This window comes from Paraburkholderia sp. WC7.3g (assembly GCF_050436345.1).
Lineage (GTDB): Bacteria > Pseudomonadota > Gammaproteobacteria > Burkholderiales > Burkholderiaceae > Paraburkholderia > Paraburkholderia podalyriae.
The window spans coordinates 2,057,440-2,078,044 of the sequence record NZ_JBNDMA010000001.1 but is presented as its reverse complement, the minus strand read 5'-3'; the positions used below and the strand labels follow the sequence as shown (position 1 = coordinate 2,078,044).

Genomic DNA, 20,605 nt, shown 5'->3' with positions numbered 1-20,605 from the left:
TACGGGGGAATCACAAAATGAAAACGAATCAGTCAAATGCGACGAGGAGCGGCGCACTGCGTACCGTCCTGCTGACCACGTCTGTATGCGCGTCGCTGTTGGGCACTCAAGGCGTGCTCGCACAGGAAGCCGTCGAGAACGGCACGCTCGGCAAACTCGGCACCATGCCGCTGCCGCAGGGCCGTGGCCCGATGCAAATGACCATCACCATGAATTCCAATCCGGCCCAGCAATCCGGCGGGATGCAGAGCGCCTCCGCGCGCGGCCCGGCGTGTACCCGCACGCAATCGGAAGAAAACACCACGGTGGTGCCGGTCGGCAAGTCGACGCTGATTCACACCGCCGAAGCGGTGCGCAATCGCACGCTCGGTAATCCACAGGTCGCACAGGCGACCATGGTGTCGCCGCAAACGCTCTATCTGGTCGGACTCACTGTCGGCACCACGAACATGATCGTGCAAGGCAAGAGCGGTGCGTGCGAAGTGATCAATGTTGTCGTGAGTGCCGATTCAGGCGGCCTGCGGACATCATTGTCCGAACTGTTGCCGGCAGAGCCGAACATCCGTGTCGGCACTGCCGCCGACAACCTGGTCCTGGCCGGTCGGGTTTCCAGTGCACAGGCGGCGGAACAGGCAATGGAGATCGCCAGGGCTTACGCGCGCAGCGCAGCGCAAGCCAACGGCAACGGCAACGCCGCTGTCAACGGCAACGGCAAACCCCCTGGCGTGTTGAACATGATGAGCGTCGACTCGCCACAACAGGTGATGCTGGAGGTCAAGGTCGCCGAAGTCTCGAAGACCTTGCTCAACCAGATGGGCTCAGCCCTGAACATCCAGGGTGGCTTCGGCTCGTGGAGCGGCGCCCTGGTGAGTAGCCTGCTCGCCGGGGTTTCAAGCCTCGTCGCCGTCAACAAGGCGAACAACCGGCCGTTCAACATCGCGCTCGATGCGCAAAACGGCGACAACCTGGTGAAGATCCTCGCCGAACCGAATCTTGTCACGCTGAGTGGCCAGGAAGCGACGTTTCTCGCTGGCGGCAAGGTCTTCATTCCGGTGCCGCAGAGCAACAACGGTACCGGCGGGTCGACAATCACCCTGCAGGAAGAAGAATTCGGCGTCGGCCTGAAATTCACACCGACTGTGCTCGCAGGCGGGCGCATCAATCTGCGGGTCGCGCCTGAGGTCTCCGAGTTGTCCCCTACCGGCGTCACAGTCAGCGCGACCAATGTCAGCGGCGTCGCGATTCTGCCGCTGATCACGACTCGCCGAGCCTCGACCACGGTCCAGATGAACGACGGCGAGAGCTTCGCGATCGGCGGCCTGATCAAGAACAACGCCACCGGCGCACTGAAGGCGATACCCGGCGTCGGCGAAGTGCCCGTGCTCGGGGCGTTGTTCAGAAGCACGTCGTTCCAGCAGGACCGGACCGAGCTCGTCTTCATCATTACGCCGCACCTCGTCAGGCCGTTGCAAACCGCCTCGAATATTCCGCTTCCGACCGACAGCTTCACCACACCCAACGAAGCGGACGTCTATGCGACGGGGAACATGGAAGGTCGCAGCCCATCGCACAATGCAGCGCCTGTCCCACCTACGCAAACGCCCGCTGCGCCTGCACCCGCTCCGCAGGCTCCGGCCGCGGCACCGGCTCCGGCGCTTGCGCCATCGCGCGAACCTGCACCGGCGCCGAGGAAATCAGCTGCCCTTTCCGACCCGCAAGTCATCGCCCAGCCAGTGCCGATCCAGCCGACAGTGACGGCACCGCTGCAGGAACCGCGGGCCAGTGCGCCGGCCTCGCTGGCAGACGACCCTGCCGCGCGTGCCGTACGCATCGAGGCGGCCGCCGCGCAGATTGCGGCGCACGAACGGCAGCAGAACAACAAGCCGGGAGCGTCGTCCGCTTCCGCACAGAACTGAAGTCTCCCCAGGAGAACATCATGACCACCCGCCACATTCTCTTCTTGCGCCGGGCAGCACTGATCGCACCGGCCTGTGCGGCACTGAGCGGTTGCCTGTCGTCGACGCCCGTCTGGGACAGCCACTTCGGCCAGGCCGTGCGGACCGTAACGCAGGCGCAGATCATCGATCCCGACGCGGCGACCCATAATCCGTCCGTCGACGGGCTCGACGGCAAGGCCGCAGTTGCGGCGATGTCGAACTACAACAAGTCGATCCAGCAAGCCCCGCAGAACAGCAACGCGTTCGTGATTGGCGTGGGCAGCAACGGAAACAGTGGCGGGGGCATGCTCACCGCCCCGTCAAGCGGCCAGTAGACACTTCGAGCCGAGGGCATCATGGATCGCCAAATACAACGTGGGGGGAGCCGCGGTGCGGGTCATCGCGAGCGCGGCGTGGTGTCGATCATCGTCGCGCTGTCGCTGGTGGTGCTGATCGGCTTCGTCGGCCTGGCGCTCGACCTCGGCAAGCTGTATGTCACCAAGAGCGAGTTGCAGAATAGTGCGGACGCGTGCGCGCTGTCAGCTGCGCGGGACTTGACCGGGGCAATCGACTTGAGAATTCCGGAGGCTGACGGCATCACGGCGGCGCATCTGAACTATGCGTATTTTCAGGGAAGCGCGGTGCAGAGCCTGACCGACACCAACGTGACGTTCAGCACTTCGCTCAGCAACGCCTTCCAGCCCAGATCTGCGATTAACGCGGCGACATCGGCCAACATCAAGTATGTGCAGTGCACGGCGGCAAGCACTGGCATCGCCAGTTGGTTCATCCAGGTGCTCAATGTACTGCCCGGCGTGAACGTGGCCTTGGCGCAGGACGTTTCCGCGCGCGCGGTCGCCACCGTCGGCGCGGCGCAAACGACTTGTGCGCTTCCTGTCTTCATCTGCAAGCCGGGTACCGCAACATCACCGCCGGTAGCGGGGGCGGCTTACAACATCGGTGACTGGATCACTTCGAAAGCGGGCTCGCCGCCCACCTATGGCGCTGGCAGCTTCGGCTGGGCCAGCCTCAACTCAGATAAATCGGCCAGCTCGATCGCCTCACAATTAACGGGCAACCAATGCACGCTGCCGGCCGCCGGTGCGCTGCTCGGCTCACCGGGCAACAAGGTCGGCGATACATTCGCATGGAACACGCGCTTCGGGATCTATGGCGGCAAGTACAAGGGTCCATCTGATGGTGTGCCTGATTTCACTGGTTACGCTTATACGTCGACCACTTTCACACCGCAAAACAACGCCTATCCGGATTTCGTCGCCAGACGAGCGACATTCGCGTCGTACCAGGGTGACGGCAATCCGTCACCACCGATGTCCGGGCTCAACACCGGCGGCACCGCCACGCAGAGCAATTACTACAGTGGGGCTGACCGCAGGCTCGCGCTCGCTCCCGAGGTGAACTGCACACAGTATCTCACTGCGAAACAGGCAAGCGTCCTCGATTGGGTCTGCGTGCTGATGCTCGACCCGATGGAAAAAGGTGGCGGTGCAGGCCCGGTGCACCTCGAATACCGGGGCCGGTCGACTGACCCCGGCAGCCCCTGCGCAACCCAGGGCGTGCCCGGCGACGTCAATGCGGTCGGCCCGCAAGTGCCGGTGCTGGTGCAATAGGAGCATTCATGAAAAGGCATCCTGTTTCTCCGAAACGCATGCGCGGCGTCGCTGCCGTCGAATTCGCGCTCGTGCTGATCCCGCTCGTGCTGCTCGTCGCCGGTGTGTCCGAATTCGGACGCGCCATTTACCAATATGAGGCACTCACGAAGTCGACGCGCAACGCCGCCCGCTACCTGTCGGAATACTTGCCGTCCGACACCTCTTATCCAACGTATAAGAGCGAAGCGCTGTGTCTCGCGGTTTACGGCAACACGGGCTGCACCGGGTCGTCCCTGGTGCCGGGTCTGACGACGAGTCTCGTGGCGGTCTGCGACAGCGCTTCTCCTTGCACAGGCCCGTCGGATCCATCTCAGTTCGCAAACGTCGCGACGTACGACTCGAACAACGGCGTGAACTCCGGTACGCCTGTCGGCACGATCAACCTCGTCGAAGTGAAAATCACGGGCTTTCCCTATGCGCCGCTCCTGCCGGTTTTCAACCCTACCGCGACGACGTTCAACGACATCCTGACGGTGATGAGGCAAGTGTCATGAAAACACCGACATTGCGAGGTACTTCGCTGCGCGGCCAGCGCGGCGCAACCGCAGTCGAATTCGCACTGGTCTCAGGCATGTTGTGCATGCTGCTCATCGGTATCTGCGAGTTCTCCCGCGTGCTCTTCGACTGGAACACCGCGAGCGAGGCAGTCCGGCTGGGAGCACGCACTGCCGTGGTATGCGATGCCAACGCGGCCGTGATCAAAACGCGAATGCAAGCACTGCTGCCGTTGCTGAATAACGCGAACGTGGACGTGTCTTATTTGCCGGCCGGGTGCGACGCGGACGTCTCCACGGCACGTAACTCATGCAACACGGTCACGGTCAGCATTACTGGCGTCACTGTGCAAACCATCATTCCGTTCGTGCCGCAGAGTCTGACGATGCCGCCATTCACCACTACCTTGCCGCGCGAGAGCCTGACCAGCTCGAGCGGCGGCACCACGTGCAACTAAAGCGTCCACCTGGTGACCACATCATGCTCAATATCCTCATCAGTTCGGAACACGCTGCCCGGATGTCCGAGATCGTTCGCCTTGTCTCGGACTTCGGCAGCTACACCACCACACGAACGCACGGTGCGCCGTCGACGTTGCTGGAGCGCGGCGACAGCCTCGACGCTTTCGATGTGCTGATCATCGACGCGCCGTCGCTCGAACGGGCCGAACTGGCGGCCGTGGACACACTGGTTCACCGCTATGCGCGCCTGATCTGCATACTGTTGTTGTCCGAAGCGTCGCCGGACGCACTGATCGCGGCGATGCGGGCAGGCATTCGCGACGTCCTCAACTGGCCGCTGGAGCCGCGCGCCCTCGACGACGCGCTCAAGCGCGCGAATGCGCAGCATGCCGCACACCAACGGCACCAAACGCATATCGCGTCGTTCATTTCTTGCAAAGGCGGCGCAGGTACCAGCTTCATCGCAGCAAACGCCGGCTATGCGATCTCCGCATTGCACGACAAGCGGGTGCTACTGGTCGACCTGAACCAGTCGTTCGGCGATGCGGCGTTCCTTGTCAGCGACCAGTCGCCGCCATCGACGCTGCCACAGATGTGCGCGCAGATCGACCGGATGGATGCCGCGTTTCTCGATCAATCCCTCACGCACGTGAGCCCCGGCTTTCACGTCCTCGCGGGCGCGGGTGATCCGCTCAAGGCGCACGAGATTCGCGAGGAAAAACTCGAGTGGATTCTCGGCGTCGCAGCGCCACGCTACGACGTCGTGCTGTTCGATCTGGGCCAGAGCATCAATGCGTTATCGATCGTCGCGCTCGACCGCAGCGCCCAGGTGCATATGGTGCTTCAGGCAAGCATGCCGTACGTGCGGGCCGCGCTGCGCCTGCAGGAAATCCTCGTGTCGCTTGCTTACCCGCCTGACCGGCTCCGGGTGCTGCTCAACCGGCACCGCCGCGGCGACGAGCGCGCCAGGAGTGCACTCGAACAGGTGCTGGGCAAGCGGCCATCGCACATGATTCCCGATGATCCACAGGTGGCATATGAGGCGGTCAATCAGGGAGAGCCGGTGTTGAAGATGGCTCCCAAAAGCCCGCTCGCACGGAGCCTGCAAACGCTCGCGCAAAACATCGCCACCGAGTCCTCGGGCGTCGCGCCCGCCGACAAGCGCAATGAACCGCTTTTTGGGAATTTGTTCAGGCGCTCCGTCGCACCGCGGCAGCCCAAGATCTCGTAACGCTTCGACGAGGAGAGCTTCATGTCATTACGCGAACAACTATCGTCCAGCATGATCCATGCGCTGCAAGCGCGCCATTCCGGCGATGGGGCATCGCCCGGTCTGGCGCGCGTCGCATATCAGAAACTGAAGCAACGGGTCCACGGGATCGTGCTCGATCGCGTGGAACTGGAACGGCTGTCGCGCTTGCCCGCCGAACAGGTCCGTCAGGAGGTCAACGCGCTGATCACGCGCATCCTCGAGGAGGAGAAGACGCCGGTCAACGATCTGGAGCGCAAGCAGCTCGCGATCGACATCCATGACGAAATGTTCGGCTTCGGCCCGCTCGAGGCGCTGCTGCGCGACCCCACCGTCTCCGACATACTCGTCAACACACACCACACGACCTACGTCGAACGCCGTGGCCGGCTCGAACTGACCGACGTGACCTTCTACGACGACGCGCACCTGATGAAGGTCATCGAGAAGATCGTCTCGCGAGTCGGACGCCGCATCGACGAGTCGAGCCCGATGGTCGATGCGCGCCTGCCCGACGGCTCGCGGGTCAACGCGATCATCCCGCCATCGGCCATCGACGGGCCACTGGTGTCGATCCGGCGCTTCGCCGTCAGCCCGCTGCAGGTATCGGATCTGGTCGCATCGCAAAGCCTTTCGCCGCCGATGGCCGAGCTGCTCGACGCTCTGTCGCGCGCAAAAATAAACACCCTCGTATCGGGCGGGACCGGCAGCGGCAAGACCACGCTGCTGAACATCCTGTCGGGCTTCATCCCGGAGGACGAGCGCATCGTGACGATCGAGGATGCGGCCGAGCTTCAGTTGCGTCAGCGACATGTCCTGCGCCTGGAAACGCGGCCGCCGAACGTCGAAGGACGAGGCGAGATCACCCAACGCACGCTCGTTCGCAACGCGCTGCGGATGCGCCCCGATCGCATCATCCTCGGGGAAGTGCGCGGCGCGGAAGCACTCGACATGCTCAATGCGATGAACACCGGCCACGAAGGATCGCTCGCGACGATTCACGCGAACACGCCGCGCGACGCGCTGACCCGCCTCGAAAACATGATCAGCCTCGCCGGACTCGCAGTGCCGCCGAAGAACCTGCGCCAGCAGATATCGTCGGCGATCTCGGTAGTCGTCCAGACGGCCCGGCTGGCCGACGGGCGCCGAAAAATCATCAGCATCCAGGAACTGACGGGCATGGAAGGCGATACCGTCAACATGCAGGAGATCTTCACGTTCAAGCGAACCGGTGTCGATCAGAGCGGTGCGGTACGCGGCTACTTTTGCGCGACCGGCGTGCGGCCCAGGTTTGCGGACCGGTTGCAGGCGTTCGGCATCACGCTACGCGACCAGATTTACGATCCAGCGCGACACTTCGAGACCGCGTAACGGGCGCGCCGGACGGTGGCGGCGCTGACCTTCTGTTTTGGGAGACATCCATGAATCCGATCTTCTACGCCTTCGTCGTGTTGCTGTTCGTCGCCGTGGTATTGGGTACCGCTGGCCTGTACCAATGGTGGAACGGCCGCCACGGTCCTGCCGCGCGCCGCCTCAAGCAGCGCATTCAGGCACTGTCGGCGGGCGCGCAAGTGCAGGGAGAGCGTCTGACGATCCTGAAGCAGCACATGCTCAGCGAGTCAAAGCAACTCGACGCACTGATGATGCACGTGCCGCGCGTGCAGATGCTCGACCGGATCATTCTGCAGTCCGGGTTGAGCCTCACTGTGGGACGCCTCGCCGGGCACAGCGTGCTCGCCGTCGCGATCGTGGCGGGGGCTGCGAGTTTCGCGCCGATCCCAGTGCCGATGCCGATGATCATGCTGGCCGGCCTCGCCGCGTTCGCTTTCCCGACGCTGCGGGTCCTGCACAAGCGCCGCGAGCGCCTGCGCGTGCTCGAGAAGCAGTTGCCCGACGCCGCCGACATGATCAGTCGGGCATTGCGCGCGGGGCATTCTTTCCCGACCTCGATCGGCATGCTAGGCAGCGAGTTTGCAGAGCCGATGGCCAGCGAATTTCGCATCGTGTTCGATGAGATCAACTACGGCGTCGCGCTGAATGAAGCCCTGATGAATCTTGCCACACGCGTCCCTGTGCCCGATCTGCGCTATTTCGTGATCGCGGTGCTGATTCAGCGGGAAACCGGCGGCAACCTGGCCGAGATACTGGACAGCATTGCGTCGCTGGTTCGCGCGCGCCTGCACCTGGCAGACAAGGTGCGCGTGCTGTCTGCGGAGGGGCGTCTGTCCGCGTGGATTCTCGGGCTGTTGCCGTTCGTCGCCGGCGGCGTAATGCAGGCGATGAACCCCAAGTTTCTTGCGATGCTGTGGCAGGACCCGGCCGGATTGAAGGTCACCCAGGTGATCCTTGCCTCGATGGTATTCGGCGTGATGTGGATGCGGCGCATCGTGAACATCCGTGTGTGACGGCAGGCCACCGCGCATAAAAAGACCTGGAGAACTCTGATGGAAACCCTCAATTCCACCCACGTGCTGCTGTTAGGCAGCCTGTTTGTGGCGGTATCCGGCGCAGTCGCCGGCCTCATCTTCTGGCTGGCGCCGCGCGACATGCAACGCCGCATCGAGCAGGCGGGCGGCGTGTCCGTGCCGGTGGAACCGTCCTCGCCGACTGGCGTCGCGTGGGCCGAAAAAATTGCGGACATCTCACGTCCGATTTCGCGGCTCTCCATCCCGAAAGAGGGCTGGGAAGACTCCCCGTTACGGCTGCGTCTGATGAACGCCGGCTGGCGCACGCCGACATCCGCTTCGCTCTATTTCACGGCGAAGACGATTCTCGCGCTGCTGCTGCCGCTACTCGGGCTCGGGACACTGTGGCTGTTGGGCTCAACGCTCGTGGACAACCAGCCGGTGCTGTGGATGCTCCTGACACTGCTTGGAGCAATCGGCTATTACACGCCGAATGTCGTGCTAACGCACTGCCGGGCACTGCGTCAGCGCGCGATCTTCGAGGGCTTTCCGGATGCGCTCGACTTGCTGACGGTGTGCGTCGAAGCGGGCCTGAGCATTGACGCCGCGCTGATGCGCGTCGCCGACGAGATCGGGATCGGCAGCCCGGCGGTGGCAAGCGAACTGCAATTGATGTTGCTTGAAATGCGCTCCGGCTTCTCAAAAGAAAAAGCGCTTCGCAACCTCGCACTGCGCACCGGTGTCGAGGACATCAATATGTTCGCATCGATGCTGATTCAGGCGGAACGCTTCGGCACCAGCATCGGCGCGTCGCTGCGGGTCATGTCCGACACGCTGCGCACGCGTCGCAAGATGCTCGCCGAGGAACGCGCCGCGAAGATCGCGCTGAAGCTGATGTTCCCGCTGATTTTCTGCATTTTTCCTGCGCTACTTACGGTGCTGATCGGTCCCGCATGTATCCAGATCTATCGTGCGTTGTTGCCGGCGCTGTCCGGCTCGGGCAGCTGAGATCCGGCATCGTCCGGTGGCATTCGCCTGGAACTCATGGCGGCGCTACAAGAGATTCGGCCTTCAGGCCTTGAAACCAACGACAGCAGGACGCGCGGCGAACGCGGCGTACCCATTGCACAGTCATTATTCGGGGGACTCACTAATGAAATTGGATAGCTCAGCTCTGGCAACTCGGCCGGCCGATTCCAGCAGCTTCACAGCCGGTGCACAAGCGCCTTCACGCCCAGCGGAACGAACTCGATTGACGCGCATGCAACTCGCGACAGAAATCGTCGTGCGAACCCTTACCGCTGTGGTGCTTTCCCTATTCGTGGTCTCGACGGCCCGCCAGTATCTGATGGATCCGTCTCGTATCACGCTGATATTCTTCGCGTTGTCGGGCGTGCTGACCGTGGGTTTAGCGATCGTCTCGCGCGTGCCGCGCGAGCGCGACTGGAATCCGGTCAGCCTGGCGATCACCCTTTTCGGCACCTTCTATTATCTGGCGATCCGGACCGAGCCAGGTATCCGGCTGGTACCGGAATTTCATGCCGTGGCGATACAGCTATTGGGCGTCGTCATCCAGGTCTACGCAAAGTGCTCCCTTCGGCGTTCATTTGGCCTGTTGCCGGCCAATCGCGGGGTGATCGTCTTCGGTCCCTACCGCGTCGTCCGCCATCCGATGTACCTTGGCTATATCGTCACCGATGCAGGCTTTCTGCTTGCAAACTTTGGCGGTTGGAACGTCCTCGTCATCTTCATACTGTGGACGCTGCAAATCGGACGCATCATGCAGGAAGAACGCTTGTTAGCGAAAGACGACACCTACCGCAAATACAAGAGCCGTGTCCGATATCGCCTGGTCTTCGGGCTTTTTTGATTTTCAAAAAGGTGCTGGCCAGGGAGAAGATCGCGTCGGTGTGTTCACCGGTCGAGCAGCATATTCCGGCGTGCTGGCGGCGCGGTCCGCACCCGGGATACCAGGACGTTTGCCGGGGCAGCAGATCCGCCCGTTGCATGGGCGGCGGGCTGGGAATCCAGACGGAAGAACGAAACCGCCTGGTTCAGTTGCCGGCCCTGATCCTCGAGCGATTTCGACGCGGCCGCCGCTTCCTCCACCAGCGCGGCATTCTGCTGCGTCACTTCGTCCATCTGCGTGATCGCCTGATCGACCTGCTCGATCCCGCGACTCTGCTCGGTCGACGCGGCCGCGATTTCCCCCATGATGTCGGTCACCCGTGTCACGGCCTGTGTGACCTCGGCCATCGTCTTTCCCGCCTCATTGGCAAGCGACGACCCATCCCGGATCTTCTGTACGGACGCGTTGATCAGATCCTTGATCTCCTTCGCGGCACTGGACGACCGCTGGGCGAGGCTGCGCACTTCACTCGCGACCACCGCGAACCCGCGCCCCTGCTCACCTGCACGGGCAGCCTCCACCGCCGCATTCAGTGCGAGGATGTTGGTCTGGAACGCGATCCCTTCGATGATCCCGGTGATATCCGCAATCCTGCTGGAACTCGTGCTGATCTCGCCCATCGTGTCGACCACTTTGCCAACGACCTGATTGCCTCGCCCCGCTACTTCGGATGCGTTGGCCGACAGCGAGCTCGCCTGCTGTGCGTTCTCGGCGTTCTGCTTCACGGTAGCGGTCAGCTCTTCCATGCTTGCGGCGGTTTCCTGCAGCGATGCGGCCTGCTGTTCCGTGCGCGACGAAAGATCCACATTGCCCGACGCGATCTGGCTTGAACCGGTGGCGATGCTGTCGGCGGAAGTACGGACCTGACCGATCAGGCGAACGAGGCTGGCCTGCATCTCGCCCATCGAGGCAAGCACACTTCCGGCCCGCGCATTCTTCGCCCCCGGCACCGGACTCAAATCGCCGCCGGCCACGCGCTGAGTCACTTCGCCCAGTGCCGCCGGCTCGGCGCCCAGCGCGCGCAGCAGGTCCCGCGTGATGACGACGCCAGCCACGACCGCCATCGCGACCGCGGCCACACAGATCGCAATCAGCAGGTTCCGTTGGCTCGCAAATTGATCCGTTGATTGTTGGACCATCCGTGCCGCACGTTCACGGGTAAAGCCCTGATATTCGTTGGACGCCTTGATGAAGGCCGAAAGCAATGGCCTGCATCGGGTGTCGATCTCCGCAATCGCTGCGTCGCGTTGATTGTTGACGGCCAGCTTGTCAATTTCCAGCGCCACGGGACGGTAAAGCGCTTCGATTCGCGGAAGTTCGGCCGCGAGACTCCGTGCCTTGTCGCTCATGTCGGAAGCGCCAGCCACCATCGCGTTAAACTTTTCCAGTCGGGTCTCGACCTTGCGTTCGCTTTCCTCGACAGCAGCCTTTTCAAGCTCAACGTCGGCAGCAGTGGTAACCAGCACCAGATTGCGCACCGCCATGGCGCGATCATCAACAGCATTGCGAACAGCTTCAGCCGCTTTGGCTCGCGCGTCGATACCACTGATATAGCCGGAAAAACGGTCGTTCGCGTCGTTCAGCTCCCACAGCGATAGTCCCGAGACGATCAGCACGATAAAGGCCAATGCCCCGAAAGCCACCGTGAGCTTTGCCTTCACAGACAGTTTATTCAGAATCATCTTTCGCTTCCATTTTCAACGGCGAGACACGCAAATGCGGGCAATCGCGCGTGATGTCCGAGTCACACAACGGTATGCGCCCGCGCCCCCTGCAAACTGATGCACCCTGCATAAGCGTTTACGGCGGCGAAGCTGACGAACTGCAGCCTTGGTTAACCCCTGCGTCCAATGCGCAAACGTTGGCGAAACATTGAATTGTTCTATCGGGATTAATTATTGTTAAACCGCGTATTTATTAGACAAAATAAAATCGGCGAATATGGAAGATCACGCGAATTGCACAGGTTTTGTAAAGAAACCGTGATATTCGCGAAAGGGATTTTTAAAATGCGGTTCCCACGTCATCGTCATAACGTGGGTCGCCCAGGGCTTTAATGCTTCAGGCAGGTGTCGGCGTTCTTCCACGTGCAGACGTCGAGTCCGGTGTGAATGACCGGCGGCACCGACTTCCCTTGCGCGAGGTCACGCATGACCATCGCGGCACGGTAGCCCATTTCCTCGGGCCGCTGGCCGACGAGCACATTCACCTTGCGGTCCTTGAGCGCTTGCAGTTCGGGCCCGAGCGTATCCGCCGAGACGATCACGAACTTGCCGTTCTTGATCTTGTCCATGATCGGCGCGACAACCTGCGAAAAAGCCTGCGGCGCAAAGAGTGGCCAACCACCCGCGAACAGAAAGGCGTCGAGACCGGTAGGGTTGGCGGTCAGCGTGTCCTGCATCATCTGGTTCGCCTTGGCGGCGTCGTCGTTCACGTAGAGCGGACAGCCACTGATCTCATGCCAGCCGTTCTCGCCGGCAAGCTTCGCGATGCCTTTCTTGCCGGACAGCACGTCGCGCGCGCCCTGGGCTCGCTGGTTGATGTTCTCCGCCGCCGGATTGCCCATCACGAGGCAGACATTGCCGCCCTTCGGCATCAGCATCTTCAACTGCTCGCCGAGCTTGGCGCCCAGTTCGTAGTTGTCGGTGCCGACATAGCTCTTGCGCAGCGAGGCATCCTTGGGCAGCAAATCGGCATCCGCGGTGATGACCGGGACCGATCCGCCGCGGCGGCGCAATACCTCCGCCACGGCCGGCGCGTTCGCGGGCGAGATCGCCATGCTCGCGACGCCCTTGGTCAGCAGGTCGTCGATGATCTGTACTTGCGCGCTCTCATCCGCGGCGGTCGCGGGGCCGGTGTAGTAGCAGTTATAGCCTTGCTTGCTGAGTTCCTTGTTGGCCCGTTCGCATCCTTGATGCATGAGATCGAAGTACGGGTTGTCGAGACCCTTCACCACCAGCGCGAGGGTCTTGTCGGCCGCGAAGCCCGGAGACGCCAGCATCGCGAGGCCCCCGGCCACGGCAATCCACATCCACAGTTTCTTCATCGTTCCCTCCTGTTCGGCACCGGCTTCCCGGCGCCCATATCTGCCCTGCCGCGAAGCGGCCGGCGCATCCGAAGACGTTTCAATCTCCTTGCCGCTCGCCGCCGAGCCGGTTGAAAAGCACCGCGACGATGATGAAGCTGCCGACGACGGTCCCCTGCCAGAACGCGTCGACGCCGAGCAGGATCAGGCTGTTGCGGATCACTTCGATGAGCGCCGCGCCGACGATCGTTCCGAAGGCGCTGCCGACCCCGCCGGCCAGATTGGTCCCGCCGACCACGGTGGCAGCGATCACGCGCAGCTCGTCGCCGGTGCCGAGGCCTGTCGTCACCGCGCCTAGCCAGCCGACTTCGAGGATCGCCGCGACCCCCGCCATGAGCCCGCAGAGCACATAGACGGAGCAGACGATGCGGCGCACAGGCACGCCGGTCAGATTCGCCGCATGGCGGTTGCCGCCGATCGCGAAGACGTAGCGGCCCCAGCGGGTCCAGCCGAACGCGAACCAGAACAGCAGCCCGAGCAGGATCAGGAACCAGACTGGATTGGCGACGCCGAGCGTCGCGCCGCCGCCGAGAGCAAGGAGCTTGCTCCCGTCGGGGCCGAACTCGAAAATGGTCCGGCTGCGGGAAATCACGAGCGCGAGGCTGCGGCCGACGCTGAGCATGGCGAGCGTCACGACGAAAGGCTGCATGCCGAGATACGCGATCAGCACGCCGTTGACGAGGCCGACGAGCCCGGCGGTCAGGAGCCCCATGCCGATACCGGCCCAGATCGGGTAGCCCGCGTTCATGACGACCGAAAGCACGATGCCGCTGATGCCGATCGTCGAGCCGACCGAAATGTCGATGCCGCCCGTGACGATCACCGCCATCATGCCGAGCGCGACGATGGCGACGAAGGCGAAGTTTCGCGTGACGTTGAACAGATTCTCGGAGGTCGCGAAGGTCGAGGTCGCAAAAGACAGCGCGACGCAGGCGATGATCGTTGCCAGCACGACCCAGAACACCTGGCTCGCGAGCAGCCCCGACCAGCGGGTATGCGTCCTCGCGGACTGAGGATCATCGAGCAATGGCGGCATTGGAGGGGGCCTTCGCGGCGCGTCGTTCAATGGTGGGTCTCCCGTGCGAGGCAAGTTCACGCGGCGGCGATGGCTCCCGTGATGAGACCGGTCACTTCTTCCGGGGAGGACTGTTCGGTGTTCTTGTCGGCGACCTTGCGCCCGCGCCGCATGACAACCACGCGGTGAGCGACGGCGAATACGTCAGGCATGCGGTGGCTGATCAGGATGACCGCAATACCGTGTTCGGACAGGCGTTTGATCAGATCGAGCACCTCGGCGACCTGGCGCACACTGATCGAGGCGGTCGGCTCGTCCATCAGGACGAGCCGCGCTTCCGACAGGCGCGTGCGAGCGATGGCCACGGCCTGCCGCTGTCCCCCGGACATTTGCCGGACGAGGTCGCGCGGGCGCGTTTCGGACTTGAGGGCCTTGAACAGTTCACCGGCGCGCCGATACATGGTCGCGTGATCGAGCACGCGGATCGGCCCGAACCCGATCCGCGGTTCGCGGCCGAGGAAGACATTGGCGGCTGCCGTCAGGTTGTCGCAAAGTGCGAGATCCTGATAGACGACCTCGATGCCGCGCGCGCGGGCATCGACCGGCTTATTGAAATGCACGGGCTTTCCATCTATCAGCATCTCGCCGTGCGAAGGCGGAAAGTTGCCAGCGACGACTTTCACCAGGGTCGATTTCCCGGCACCGTTATCGCCCATGAGCCCGACCACCTGGCCCGGCTCCAGACTGAGCGTCACGTCGGTCAGGGCTTGAATCGCGCCGAAATGTCGAGAAACGCCTCTGAGTTCAAGGAGACTCATGGACTGTCGCGCTCGTTGGGGTGAAGACGCCCATTGCATTGGCCGGGCCGCCATCGGACATGCGAAGTAAGTAGCTGTTTTTTAGTGCACGTCGGGGCTTTTAGCAAGGTTCGATAGTCACGTGGCGACAGCCATCGCTTCGAACTTTGCGATGACGCCATTCCGCGCGTCTTGTGCTGCTCTGTTCGCCTTCGGCTCGATCACGGCTCCGATTCGTCGTCTGCGGTACCGGCGCTTATCCTGAAAATTGCATGCAGCCAGATGATTTGGTGTAATCGTTTGTTCGTACAACAAATGAGAAAAAACAATGGTGTGGATTTACAGGCATGAAAGTCACAAGTTGTACCACGACGACGAATACATCACAGATACCGGATATTCCGGTAAGGGCGAGCACAAGGACAGACACAGTAGCCAGTACATTCGCGACAAAGGACCGATCCCCGTTCGCCGGTATGAAATTACGGCACCGTTTCCGCACCCCAAAACTGGACGGTATTCGATGCGGCTCAACCCCGTTGCGGGAACGGGCCTGGGCGGGCGCGACGGCTTCATGATCCACGGCGACAGCATGAGAGAACCCGGCAACGCGTCAAATGTGTGTATCGTTCTGCGCTTGCCATTCCGGGAGCAAATCTTGAACAGTGGCGACAGAATGCTTAGGGTGGAACATCCATGAAACACGCTCTTGCAGTCCTGCTGCTATCCCTTCCCGCGTTATGCCTGGCGCAAGGCAGACCGAACCCGCCATGCGACAGGTGGCCGACCAACATCGCAGAAGGAAGACTAAAAAGCGCTGGCATCCTTGGAAGGATCGACTATACGAAAACCGAAGCCGTGCAACTGGCGTCCGAAAAAATAGGAAAATATGAGGATGGCGAACAAATGTGGCGTGAGGTCTATCACATCACCTTCCACGAAAAAAACGGAAACAAGGTCAAGGTGATTGCTGTGAACGAAGGAGCAGGCGAATTTGAATGCTCGATAGGTGGGGTTGACGTCTTTATTGTTTCGGGTCATTTGCCATCACGCGACACCGACAGAGTGTTCAAGCAGATAGAGTGAGGTCCTTTGAATTCATGAAACACGCTCTTGCAGTCCCGCTGCTATCCCTTCCCGCGCTATGCCTGGCGCAAAGCAGACCTAACCCGCCATGCGACAGGTGGCCGACCAACATCGCCGAAAACAGCCTAAAAAGCGCAGGCATGCTTGGCAGTATCGACTATACGAAAACCCAGGCTGTGCAACTGGCGTCCGAGAAAATTGGAAAAGATTAGGATGGCGAACAGTTGTGGCGTGAGGTCTATCACATTACCTTCCACGAAAAAAACGGAGACAAGGTCAAGGTGATTGCTGTGAACGACGCTGGAGAATTTGAATGCTCGATGAGTGCCGTAGAGGTCTTTGTCGTTTCGAAGCATTTGCTGTCAAGAATCGAGAACGACAGAATGTTCAAGCAGATAGAGTGAGGTCCCTTGAATCCATGAAACACGCTTTTGCAGTCCTGCTGCTATCCCTTCCCGCGCTATGTTTGGCGGAACCCGGACCATATCCGCCATGCGGCGACGAGTTTCCGGCCTAGTGGCCCAGATGGCGCTAAGAAAAACTGACATCCTCTCGTTGGATTTCGACGCCACGAAAACCAGGGCGGCGCGACTCGCGTCCGAGAAGATTGGCAAATATGAGGATGGCGAACCAATGTGGCGCGGGGTCTATCAGATTACCTTTGAGGAGCGAAACGGAAATAAGATCAAGGTGGTTGCTGTGTACAAGATAGGCGAACCTGAGTGTACGATTAGTGACGAACAGTTTCTTATCGTTTCGAAACAGTTGCAGCTCGTCCGCGGGGACACTCGGTACAGGCAGATCGAGTGAGCCGTGCCAGTTCAGACACGGACCCGCGTCGCGCGGGCTGCAGGCCACGCGCTCACGACGGCCCCATGTACGAACTGCCCCTGAGAACTGATGTATCCCCAGGCCCACTTCCTCCGTGGGCCTTTTTTTGCATCCAGTGCTTTCCGACCGGTCAGCCTGGTCGGAATGCTCAATGGGTCATACGTTCAAGCGCTTTCGTCGCCCGCTGGGCAAGGCTCGATAGTCACGTGGCGACAGCCATCGCTTCGACGTTTGCGATGACGCGTGCTGCGTGTCTTGTGCTGCTCTGGTCGCGTTCGGTTCGCTCACGGTTCTGATTCGTCGCCAGCGGTCTGGTCGATGAAGCGGGCCAGTCGATTGGTGTCGGCGTCCGTCCAACCGTCGGCAGGCATCACGCTGGCCCACCCCCTGACGTAGTCCAACGACGAGTAGTTGTGACCAAAACCCGGCGGCACGCCGAGCTGGAAAATCAGATCGGCCACCGCCTGCACGCCGGAGACGATGGGAAACCAATGCATGGCGTCGGGCACGTCGAAGCCGCGGGGCCGAGCCATCCATTCTGGCGGCCACCAGAACGCCCTGGCATTCCAGAACACGGCCGGATCGGCCGGATGCTGAAGGTACACGATTCGCGGGGCCGGCCAGTTGGCGTCCAATTTCATTTGATTGGGATCGCGGTTCAAGAACCGTACGACGCGCCCCCCATTGAAGATCGGCTGCCAGAACGGCGAGCCGCGATCGCGCTCGCGAGTGAGTTGCGCATGAATAGGGTTGCTTTGTTTGGCGCCGGCGATCAGCACGCCATCCGTGCGGGCCACCATGTTGGCCACTGACGCAGATGCGTCGGTCCCTACGAAAGGCGCCTCCACCCCCGCGGCGCCGAGGCTCTTGCCGAACAGGACAAGCTTTGGCCGCCGTTGCGGCGGCAGCTTTGACCACCGGGCGCGAACGGCGTTGAAGAGGGTGATACCCGCCTCGTTAGCGAGTCCAGCGTCCATGAAGATGGCGAGCCGGCTGGGCAGGAAAGAGTATTGGATCGCCACGATCGCCGTGTCGCCACGGTGCAGTTGCTCGACGGACGTCGCGGCTTTGGGGACTATCCAGCCCGTGCCGGTGGGCACCCACACGACCAGCAGTTTCCGGTCGAATCCGCCCGCGCGCTCCAGTTCGCGGACCGCGAGCTGCGCGCGCTGCTCGATGGAGTCCGCGGAACGCACCCCTACGTAAACCCTCACCGGATCAACGAGCCTCGCATCCGTTCCGTGGAACATCGCGAGCTGCTTGCTGCTTGTGGCTGTTGCCGCGAAGTCGCGCCCCATGCGTCCCAAGCTGTCCCATGCGACGAACGATCCGCTGCTGCCGGACACCGCTGACGACTCCGGCGCCGCGATTCCCTCAGTCGTGTCCTCGTTCGCCCGCCCGTGGACGAAGTTGGCGGCCGCGGCGAGGGCGGGAAGCGCGACTCCCCGGCCGAGCGCGATGCCAATCACGATGACGAGCAGTGCTGTTGCCGGCACCGACACGATCGACGCCACGCGGCCCTGAATGACCCGCTTCACCGCGGCGACCCCGCGCGCCATGACCCGCCCGACGACCACGAGCAGCACGGCGGCGAACGGCGACAACACGCTCATCAGCGCGCCGTCCAACCAGTCGATGGACGCCATCCCCATGAGACCGCGTTGCTCGTTCTGCCAGCCAAGCCATAGCTTCGAGCCGATGAATAGCGCAATGAGCCAGGCGGCCGCCAGAACGATCCAGCTACGCCGGCGCGTCTCGCTGCCGGGCAAACGCCCGGACCGCTCCAGCAGCCGATGCACCCCACAGCCGGCCAATGCGCCGATCCCATAGCCGGTGGCCGCACAGATCGCACCGATCACGGTTTGCGTTCCCCACGACCTTGGAATCAGCGTTGGCGTCAGCGACTGCCACCAGAACACCAGCGCGAGCAACGAGCCGCTGATTGTCGGCGTCCCGAGTGCGGCTGGGAGCCCGGCGGCTACAGGCTTGTGGGAATTCCGCATGCGTGCTCGCGCTATCAGGCAGGTCGAATGGGTGTGTTCTGCCCTGCCACGACCCACCAGACGCCGCCCCGGCGTATCAGTACGTAAAGTGCCATCTCGGAGAACGACGCCGTAAGGTCGTGGGACGGTTCTATCGTTTGTCCGTCCGAGCCGAGCGCTACGCGCCGGACCTGTGCGACGGCCACGCCGGGAGCCGGCGCGCGGACACTGACGATTTCAAAGCGGGAAGCATTGCCGCCCCTTGCGGATCGCTTCAAACGGGCATGGATGGGATGCAGCTCCGCGTAGCCATCAACAGACGCACCGAACGGGCTACCCCATACGATGTCCGCGGCGAAGTGGCGGTTCGACAGGTCAGCGTCATGGTGGTCCCAGCCGGCCTGGAGTTCCTCGACGAAGCGCGCGACCGCGTCGGTTGCTTCCCGCAGGTTGGATTTGTCCGCACTCAAAGCGGGCCGGTTCGATTGATGCCCGGCAGTGGTAGGTTTCATTTCAGCAGCCCTTGCCTAAGCGTTGCAAACACATCAGTGAATATCCGGAAACACGCTGCCTGGCAAGCGCATTGTCCCGACCTCGACGCGAGGTCCGTGCCCGGCGAACTCACGCCTTCAACGCTAACGCGCGATTCGATCCTCGCGCACTGGTTGCAATCGACCGGCGTCTGAAGGTCTGCTTCTTGCTGTTGATTCTCCAAGGTCGGCAATCGCCCGCTTTCGCCGTGAAACAGGAGAGAAGGTCATGGGGGCCGGGTCCGGGCGGCACACATCGTCTGCGCCACGCGCGGTCTATTACGCTCTCGCTTCGAATATCGCTGTCGCCGTCTGCAAGTTCGCCGTCGCTTTCTATACCAACTCGGGGTCGGCATTCGCTGAGGCCGTCCACTCCAGCGCGGACTGCCTGAACCAGCTTGTCCTGCTCGTCGGTCATCGTGCGGCGCGCGCCACGCCCGACGAGCAACATCCACTCGGCTTCGGTCGCGAGATCTATTTCTATGGAATGCTGGTGGCGATGCAACTGTTCATCTTCGGAGGCGTTGCGTCGATCGTGATCGGCGGTTTTCGAGCCATGCATCACTCGCGGCTTGAACGACCTCTGCTAGCGATCGGCGTATTGTGCGTGTCCGGCGTGCTCGAGGCACTCGCTCTGAGAGCTTCCATTCGCACGATCGAGCCGCGGCATCGCGCCAAGGGGCTGTTGAACTGGTTCAAGGAAAGCGGCAAGCCGTCCGTGATGCTGTCGGTCAGCGAAGATCTCGCCGCGGTAGCGGGAGTGCTCGTCTCCGTGATCGCGATCGGTATCACCGTCCTCACCGGAAATCCGCTTTACGATGCGCTCGGCAGTATCGGCGTCGGCCTGGTGCTGATGGCCTCGGCTCTGTTTTCGATGAGCGAGATCAAATCGCTTCTCGTGGGTGAATCGGCGCACCAGCGCATACGCGAAGAGATGCACGCGTGGCCGTCAGAATTGCAAATCACTTTGCTGCGTGTTCGCCGGGCGCAGGCGAGTCGTGGCGCACCGCTTGCTTTATCCATAGTACGCAGGGGCGATCGGGTGCTTTGCCCCCTAATGGAGCGGACAACGAAGCGTCTGCCCGATCAGGCCAGGCGCAATATGGCTGACAGTGATAATGGATAGTTTGCGGTGCGAATACGACGATTG

19 protein-coding genes are annotated in these 20,605 nt (G+C 62.0%); 13 read left to right on the top strand and 6 right to left on the bottom strand.

The genetic code is table 11. The features are described 5' to 3' along the window. Nucleotides 1-17 precede the first annotated feature (17 nt). The 10 genes from OKW43_RS09570 (at nucleotide 18) to OKW43_RS09525 (ending at nucleotide 10,090) form a co-directional block, all read left to right on the top strand. Nucleotides 18-1,916 (top strand): type II and III secretion system protein family protein, encoded by a 1,899-nt coding sequence (locus tag OKW43_RS09570; RefSeq protein WP_429446821.1) that lies wholly within the window; start codon nucleotides 18-20, stop codon nucleotides 1,914-1,916. A gap of 20 nt (nucleotides 1,917-1,936) precedes the next feature. After that, a complete protein-coding gene (locus OKW43_RS09565; protein WP_429446819.1) occupies nucleotides 1,937-2,272 on the top strand; it encodes a hypothetical protein in 336 nt (111 codons plus the stop codon). 21 nt (nucleotides 2,273-2,293) lie between these two features. Beyond that, nucleotides 2,294-3,568, top strand: a complete 1,275-nt coding sequence (locus OKW43_RS09560) for a pilus assembly protein TadG-related protein (RefSeq protein WP_429446817.1) — start codon at nucleotides 2,294-2,296, stop codon at nucleotides 3,566-3,568. An 8-nt stretch (nucleotides 3,569-3,576) separates the two neighbouring features. After that, complete coding sequence (locus OKW43_RS09555) at nucleotides 3,577-4,104, top strand: TadE/TadG family type IV pilus assembly protein (protein WP_429446815.1); 528 nt, start codon at nucleotides 3,577-3,579, stop codon at nucleotides 4,102-4,104. Beyond that, nucleotides 4,101-4,562: a TadE/TadG family type IV pilus assembly protein gene (locus tag OKW43_RS09550; protein WP_187634044.1), complete on the top strand. Its 462-nt coding sequence runs from the start codon at nucleotides 4,101-4,103 to the stop codon at nucleotides 4,560-4,562. The genes OKW43_RS09555 and OKW43_RS09550 overlap by 4 nt, the downstream gene beginning before the upstream one ends. 23 nt (nucleotides 4,563-4,585) lie before the next feature. After that, nucleotides 4,586-5,797, top strand: coding sequence for an AAA family ATPase (locus OKW43_RS09545; protein WP_187634043.1), 1,212 nt, complete (start codon nucleotides 4,586-4,588; stop codon nucleotides 5,795-5,797). Nucleotides 5,798-5,818: 21 nt separating this feature from the next. Further along, a complete protein-coding gene (locus OKW43_RS09540) occupies nucleotides 5,819-7,186 on the top strand; it encodes a CpaF family protein (RefSeq protein ID WP_429446812.1) in 1,368 nt (455 codons plus the stop codon). Nucleotides 7,187-7,236: 50 nt separating this feature from the next. After that, nucleotides 7,237-8,220: a type II secretion system F family protein gene (locus tag OKW43_RS09535; RefSeq protein ID WP_429446810.1), complete on the top strand. Its 984-nt coding sequence runs from the start codon at nucleotides 7,237-7,239 to the stop codon at nucleotides 8,218-8,220. A 39-nt stretch (nucleotides 8,221-8,259) separates the two neighbouring features. Then, nucleotides 8,260-9,228 carry a type II secretion system F family protein gene (locus tag OKW43_RS09530; protein ID WP_187634040.1) on the top strand — a complete coding sequence of 323 codons (969 nt, stop codon included), beginning with the start codon at nucleotides 8,260-8,262 and terminating at the stop codon, nucleotides 9,226-9,228. Between the two features lie 253 nt (nucleotides 9,229-9,481). Beyond that, nucleotides 9,482-10,090 (top strand): methyltransferase family protein, encoded by a 609-nt coding sequence (locus OKW43_RS09525; RefSeq protein WP_429446808.1) that lies wholly within the window; start codon nucleotides 9,482-9,484, stop codon nucleotides 10,088-10,090. A 44-nt stretch (nucleotides 10,091-10,134) separates the two neighbouring features. Here the strand turns inward: OKW43_RS09525 and OKW43_RS09520 are convergent, their stop codons facing one another. The 4 genes from OKW43_RS09520 to OKW43_RS09505 form a co-directional block, all read right to left on the bottom strand. Then, nucleotides 10,135-11,811: a methyl-accepting chemotaxis protein gene (locus tag OKW43_RS09520; RefSeq protein WP_429446806.1), complete on the bottom strand. Its 1,677-nt coding sequence runs from the start codon at nucleotides 11,809-11,811 to the stop codon at nucleotides 10,135-10,137. Nucleotides 11,812-12,182: 371 nt separating this feature from the next. Then, nucleotides 12,183-13,175 carry a sugar-binding protein gene (locus tag OKW43_RS09515; RefSeq protein ID WP_429446804.1) on the bottom strand — a complete coding sequence of 331 codons (993 nt, stop codon included), beginning with the start codon at nucleotides 13,173-13,175 and terminating at the stop codon, nucleotides 12,183-12,185. A gap of 79 nt (nucleotides 13,176-13,254) precedes the next feature. Beyond that, nucleotides 13,255-14,250 carry an ABC transporter permease gene (locus OKW43_RS09510; RefSeq protein ID WP_429446802.1) on the bottom strand — a complete coding sequence of 332 codons (996 nt, stop codon included), beginning with the start codon at nucleotides 14,248-14,250 and terminating at the stop codon, nucleotides 13,255-13,257. Nucleotides 14,251-14,306: 56 nt separating this feature from the next. Then, nucleotides 14,307-15,047 (bottom strand): ATP-binding cassette domain-containing protein, encoded by a 741-nt coding sequence (locus tag OKW43_RS09505; RefSeq protein WP_429446800.1) that lies wholly within the window; start codon nucleotides 15,045-15,047, stop codon nucleotides 14,307-14,309. A gap of 340 nt (nucleotides 15,048-15,387) precedes the next feature. Between OKW43_RS09505 and OKW43_RS09500 the strand changes: the two genes are divergently transcribed. Together OKW43_RS09500 and OKW43_RS09495 are read left to right on the top strand one after the other, a co-directional pair. Further along, complete coding sequence (locus tag OKW43_RS09500; RefSeq protein WP_429446798.1) at nucleotides 15,388-15,726, top strand: tlde1 domain-containing protein; 339 nt, start codon at nucleotides 15,388-15,390, stop codon at nucleotides 15,724-15,726. Beyond that, a complete protein-coding gene (locus OKW43_RS09495) occupies nucleotides 15,723-16,112 on the top strand; it encodes a hypothetical protein (RefSeq protein WP_429446796.1) in 390 nt (129 codons plus the stop codon). Before OKW43_RS09500 ends, OKW43_RS09495 begins: the two co-directional genes overlap by 4 nt. A gap of 1,115 nt (nucleotides 16,113-17,227) precedes the next feature. Here the strand turns inward: OKW43_RS09495 and OKW43_RS09490 are convergent. Both OKW43_RS09490 and OKW43_RS09485 read right to left on the bottom strand, forming a co-directional pair. Then, entirely contained in the window at nucleotides 17,228-18,946 is a 1,719-nt protein-coding gene (locus tag OKW43_RS09490; protein ID WP_429446794.1) for an alpha/beta-hydrolase family protein, read from the bottom strand. A gap of 14 nt (nucleotides 18,947-18,960) precedes the next feature. Next, nucleotides 18,961-19,437 carry an SgcJ/EcaC family oxidoreductase gene (locus OKW43_RS09485; RefSeq protein WP_429446792.1) on the bottom strand — a complete coding sequence of 159 codons (477 nt, stop codon included), beginning with the start codon at nucleotides 19,435-19,437 and terminating at the stop codon, nucleotides 18,961-18,963. A gap of 247 nt (nucleotides 19,438-19,684) precedes the next feature. Here OKW43_RS09485 and OKW43_RS09480 point away from each other — a divergent pair, with 247 nt between their 5' ends. Next, nucleotides 19,685-20,581, top strand: a complete 897-nt coding sequence (locus OKW43_RS09480) for a cation diffusion facilitator family transporter (RefSeq protein WP_429446790.1) — start codon at nucleotides 19,685-19,687, stop codon at nucleotides 20,579-20,581. Nucleotides 20,582-20,605 lie beyond the last annotated feature (24 nt).

Coding starts and splice junctions, on each gene's coding strand:
- OKW43_RS09480 (WP_429446790.1), top strand. CDS start 19,685: ATGGGGGCCGGGTCCGGGCGGCACACATCGTCTGCGCCACGCGCGGTC.
- OKW43_RS09505 (WP_429446800.1), bottom strand. CDS start 15,047: ATGAGTCTCCTTGAACTCAGAGGCGTTTCTCGACATTTCGGCGCGATT.
- OKW43_RS09520 (WP_429446806.1), bottom strand. CDS start 11,811: ATGATTCTGAATAAACTGTCTGTGAAGGCAAAGCTCACGGTGGCTTTC.
- OKW43_RS09570 (WP_429446821.1), top strand. CDS start 18: ATGAAAACGAATCAGTCAAATGCGACGAGGAGCGGCGCACTGCGTACC.
- OKW43_RS09510 (WP_429446802.1), bottom strand. CDS start 14,250: ATGCCGCCATTGCTCGATGATCCTCAGTCCGCGAGGACGCATACCCGC.
- OKW43_RS09555 (WP_429446815.1), top strand. CDS start 3,577: ATGAAAAGGCATCCTGTTTCTCCGAAACGCATGCGCGGCGTCGCTGCC.
- OKW43_RS09535 (WP_429446810.1), top strand. CDS start 7,237: ATGAATCCGATCTTCTACGCCTTCGTCGTGTTGCTGTTCGTCGCCGTG.
- OKW43_RS09550 (WP_187634044.1), top strand. CDS start 4,101: ATGAAAACACCGACATTGCGAGGTACTTCGCTGCGCGGCCAGCGCGGC.
- OKW43_RS09485 (WP_429446792.1), bottom strand. CDS start 19,437: ATGAAACCTACCACTGCCGGGCATCAATCGAACCGGCCCGCTTTGAGT.
- OKW43_RS09515 (WP_429446804.1), bottom strand. CDS start 13,175: ATGAAGAAACTGTGGATGTGGATTGCCGTGGCCGGGGGCCTCGCGATG.
- OKW43_RS09490 (WP_429446794.1), bottom strand. CDS start 18,946: ATGCGGAATTCCCACAAGCCTGTAGCCGCCGGGCTCCCAGCCGCACTC.
- OKW43_RS09525 (WP_429446808.1), top strand. CDS start 9,482: ATGCAACTCGCGACAGAAATCGTCGTGCGAACCCTTACCGCTGTGGTG.
- OKW43_RS09495 (WP_429446796.1), top strand. CDS start 15,723: ATGAAACACGCTCTTGCAGTCCTGCTGCTATCCCTTCCCGCGTTATGC.
- OKW43_RS09545 (WP_187634043.1), top strand. CDS start 4,586: ATGCTCAATATCCTCATCAGTTCGGAACACGCTGCCCGGATGTCCGAG.
- OKW43_RS09565 (WP_429446819.1), top strand. CDS start 1,937: ATGACCACCCGCCACATTCTCTTCTTGCGCCGGGCAGCACTGATCGCA.
- OKW43_RS09560 (WP_429446817.1), top strand. CDS start 2,294: ATGGATCGCCAAATACAACGTGGGGGGAGCCGCGGTGCGGGTCATCGC.
- OKW43_RS09540 (WP_429446812.1), top strand. CDS start 5,819: ATGTCATTACGCGAACAACTATCGTCCAGCATGATCCATGCGCTGCAA.
- OKW43_RS09530 (WP_187634040.1), top strand. CDS start 8,260: ATGGAAACCCTCAATTCCACCCACGTGCTGCTGTTAGGCAGCCTGTTT.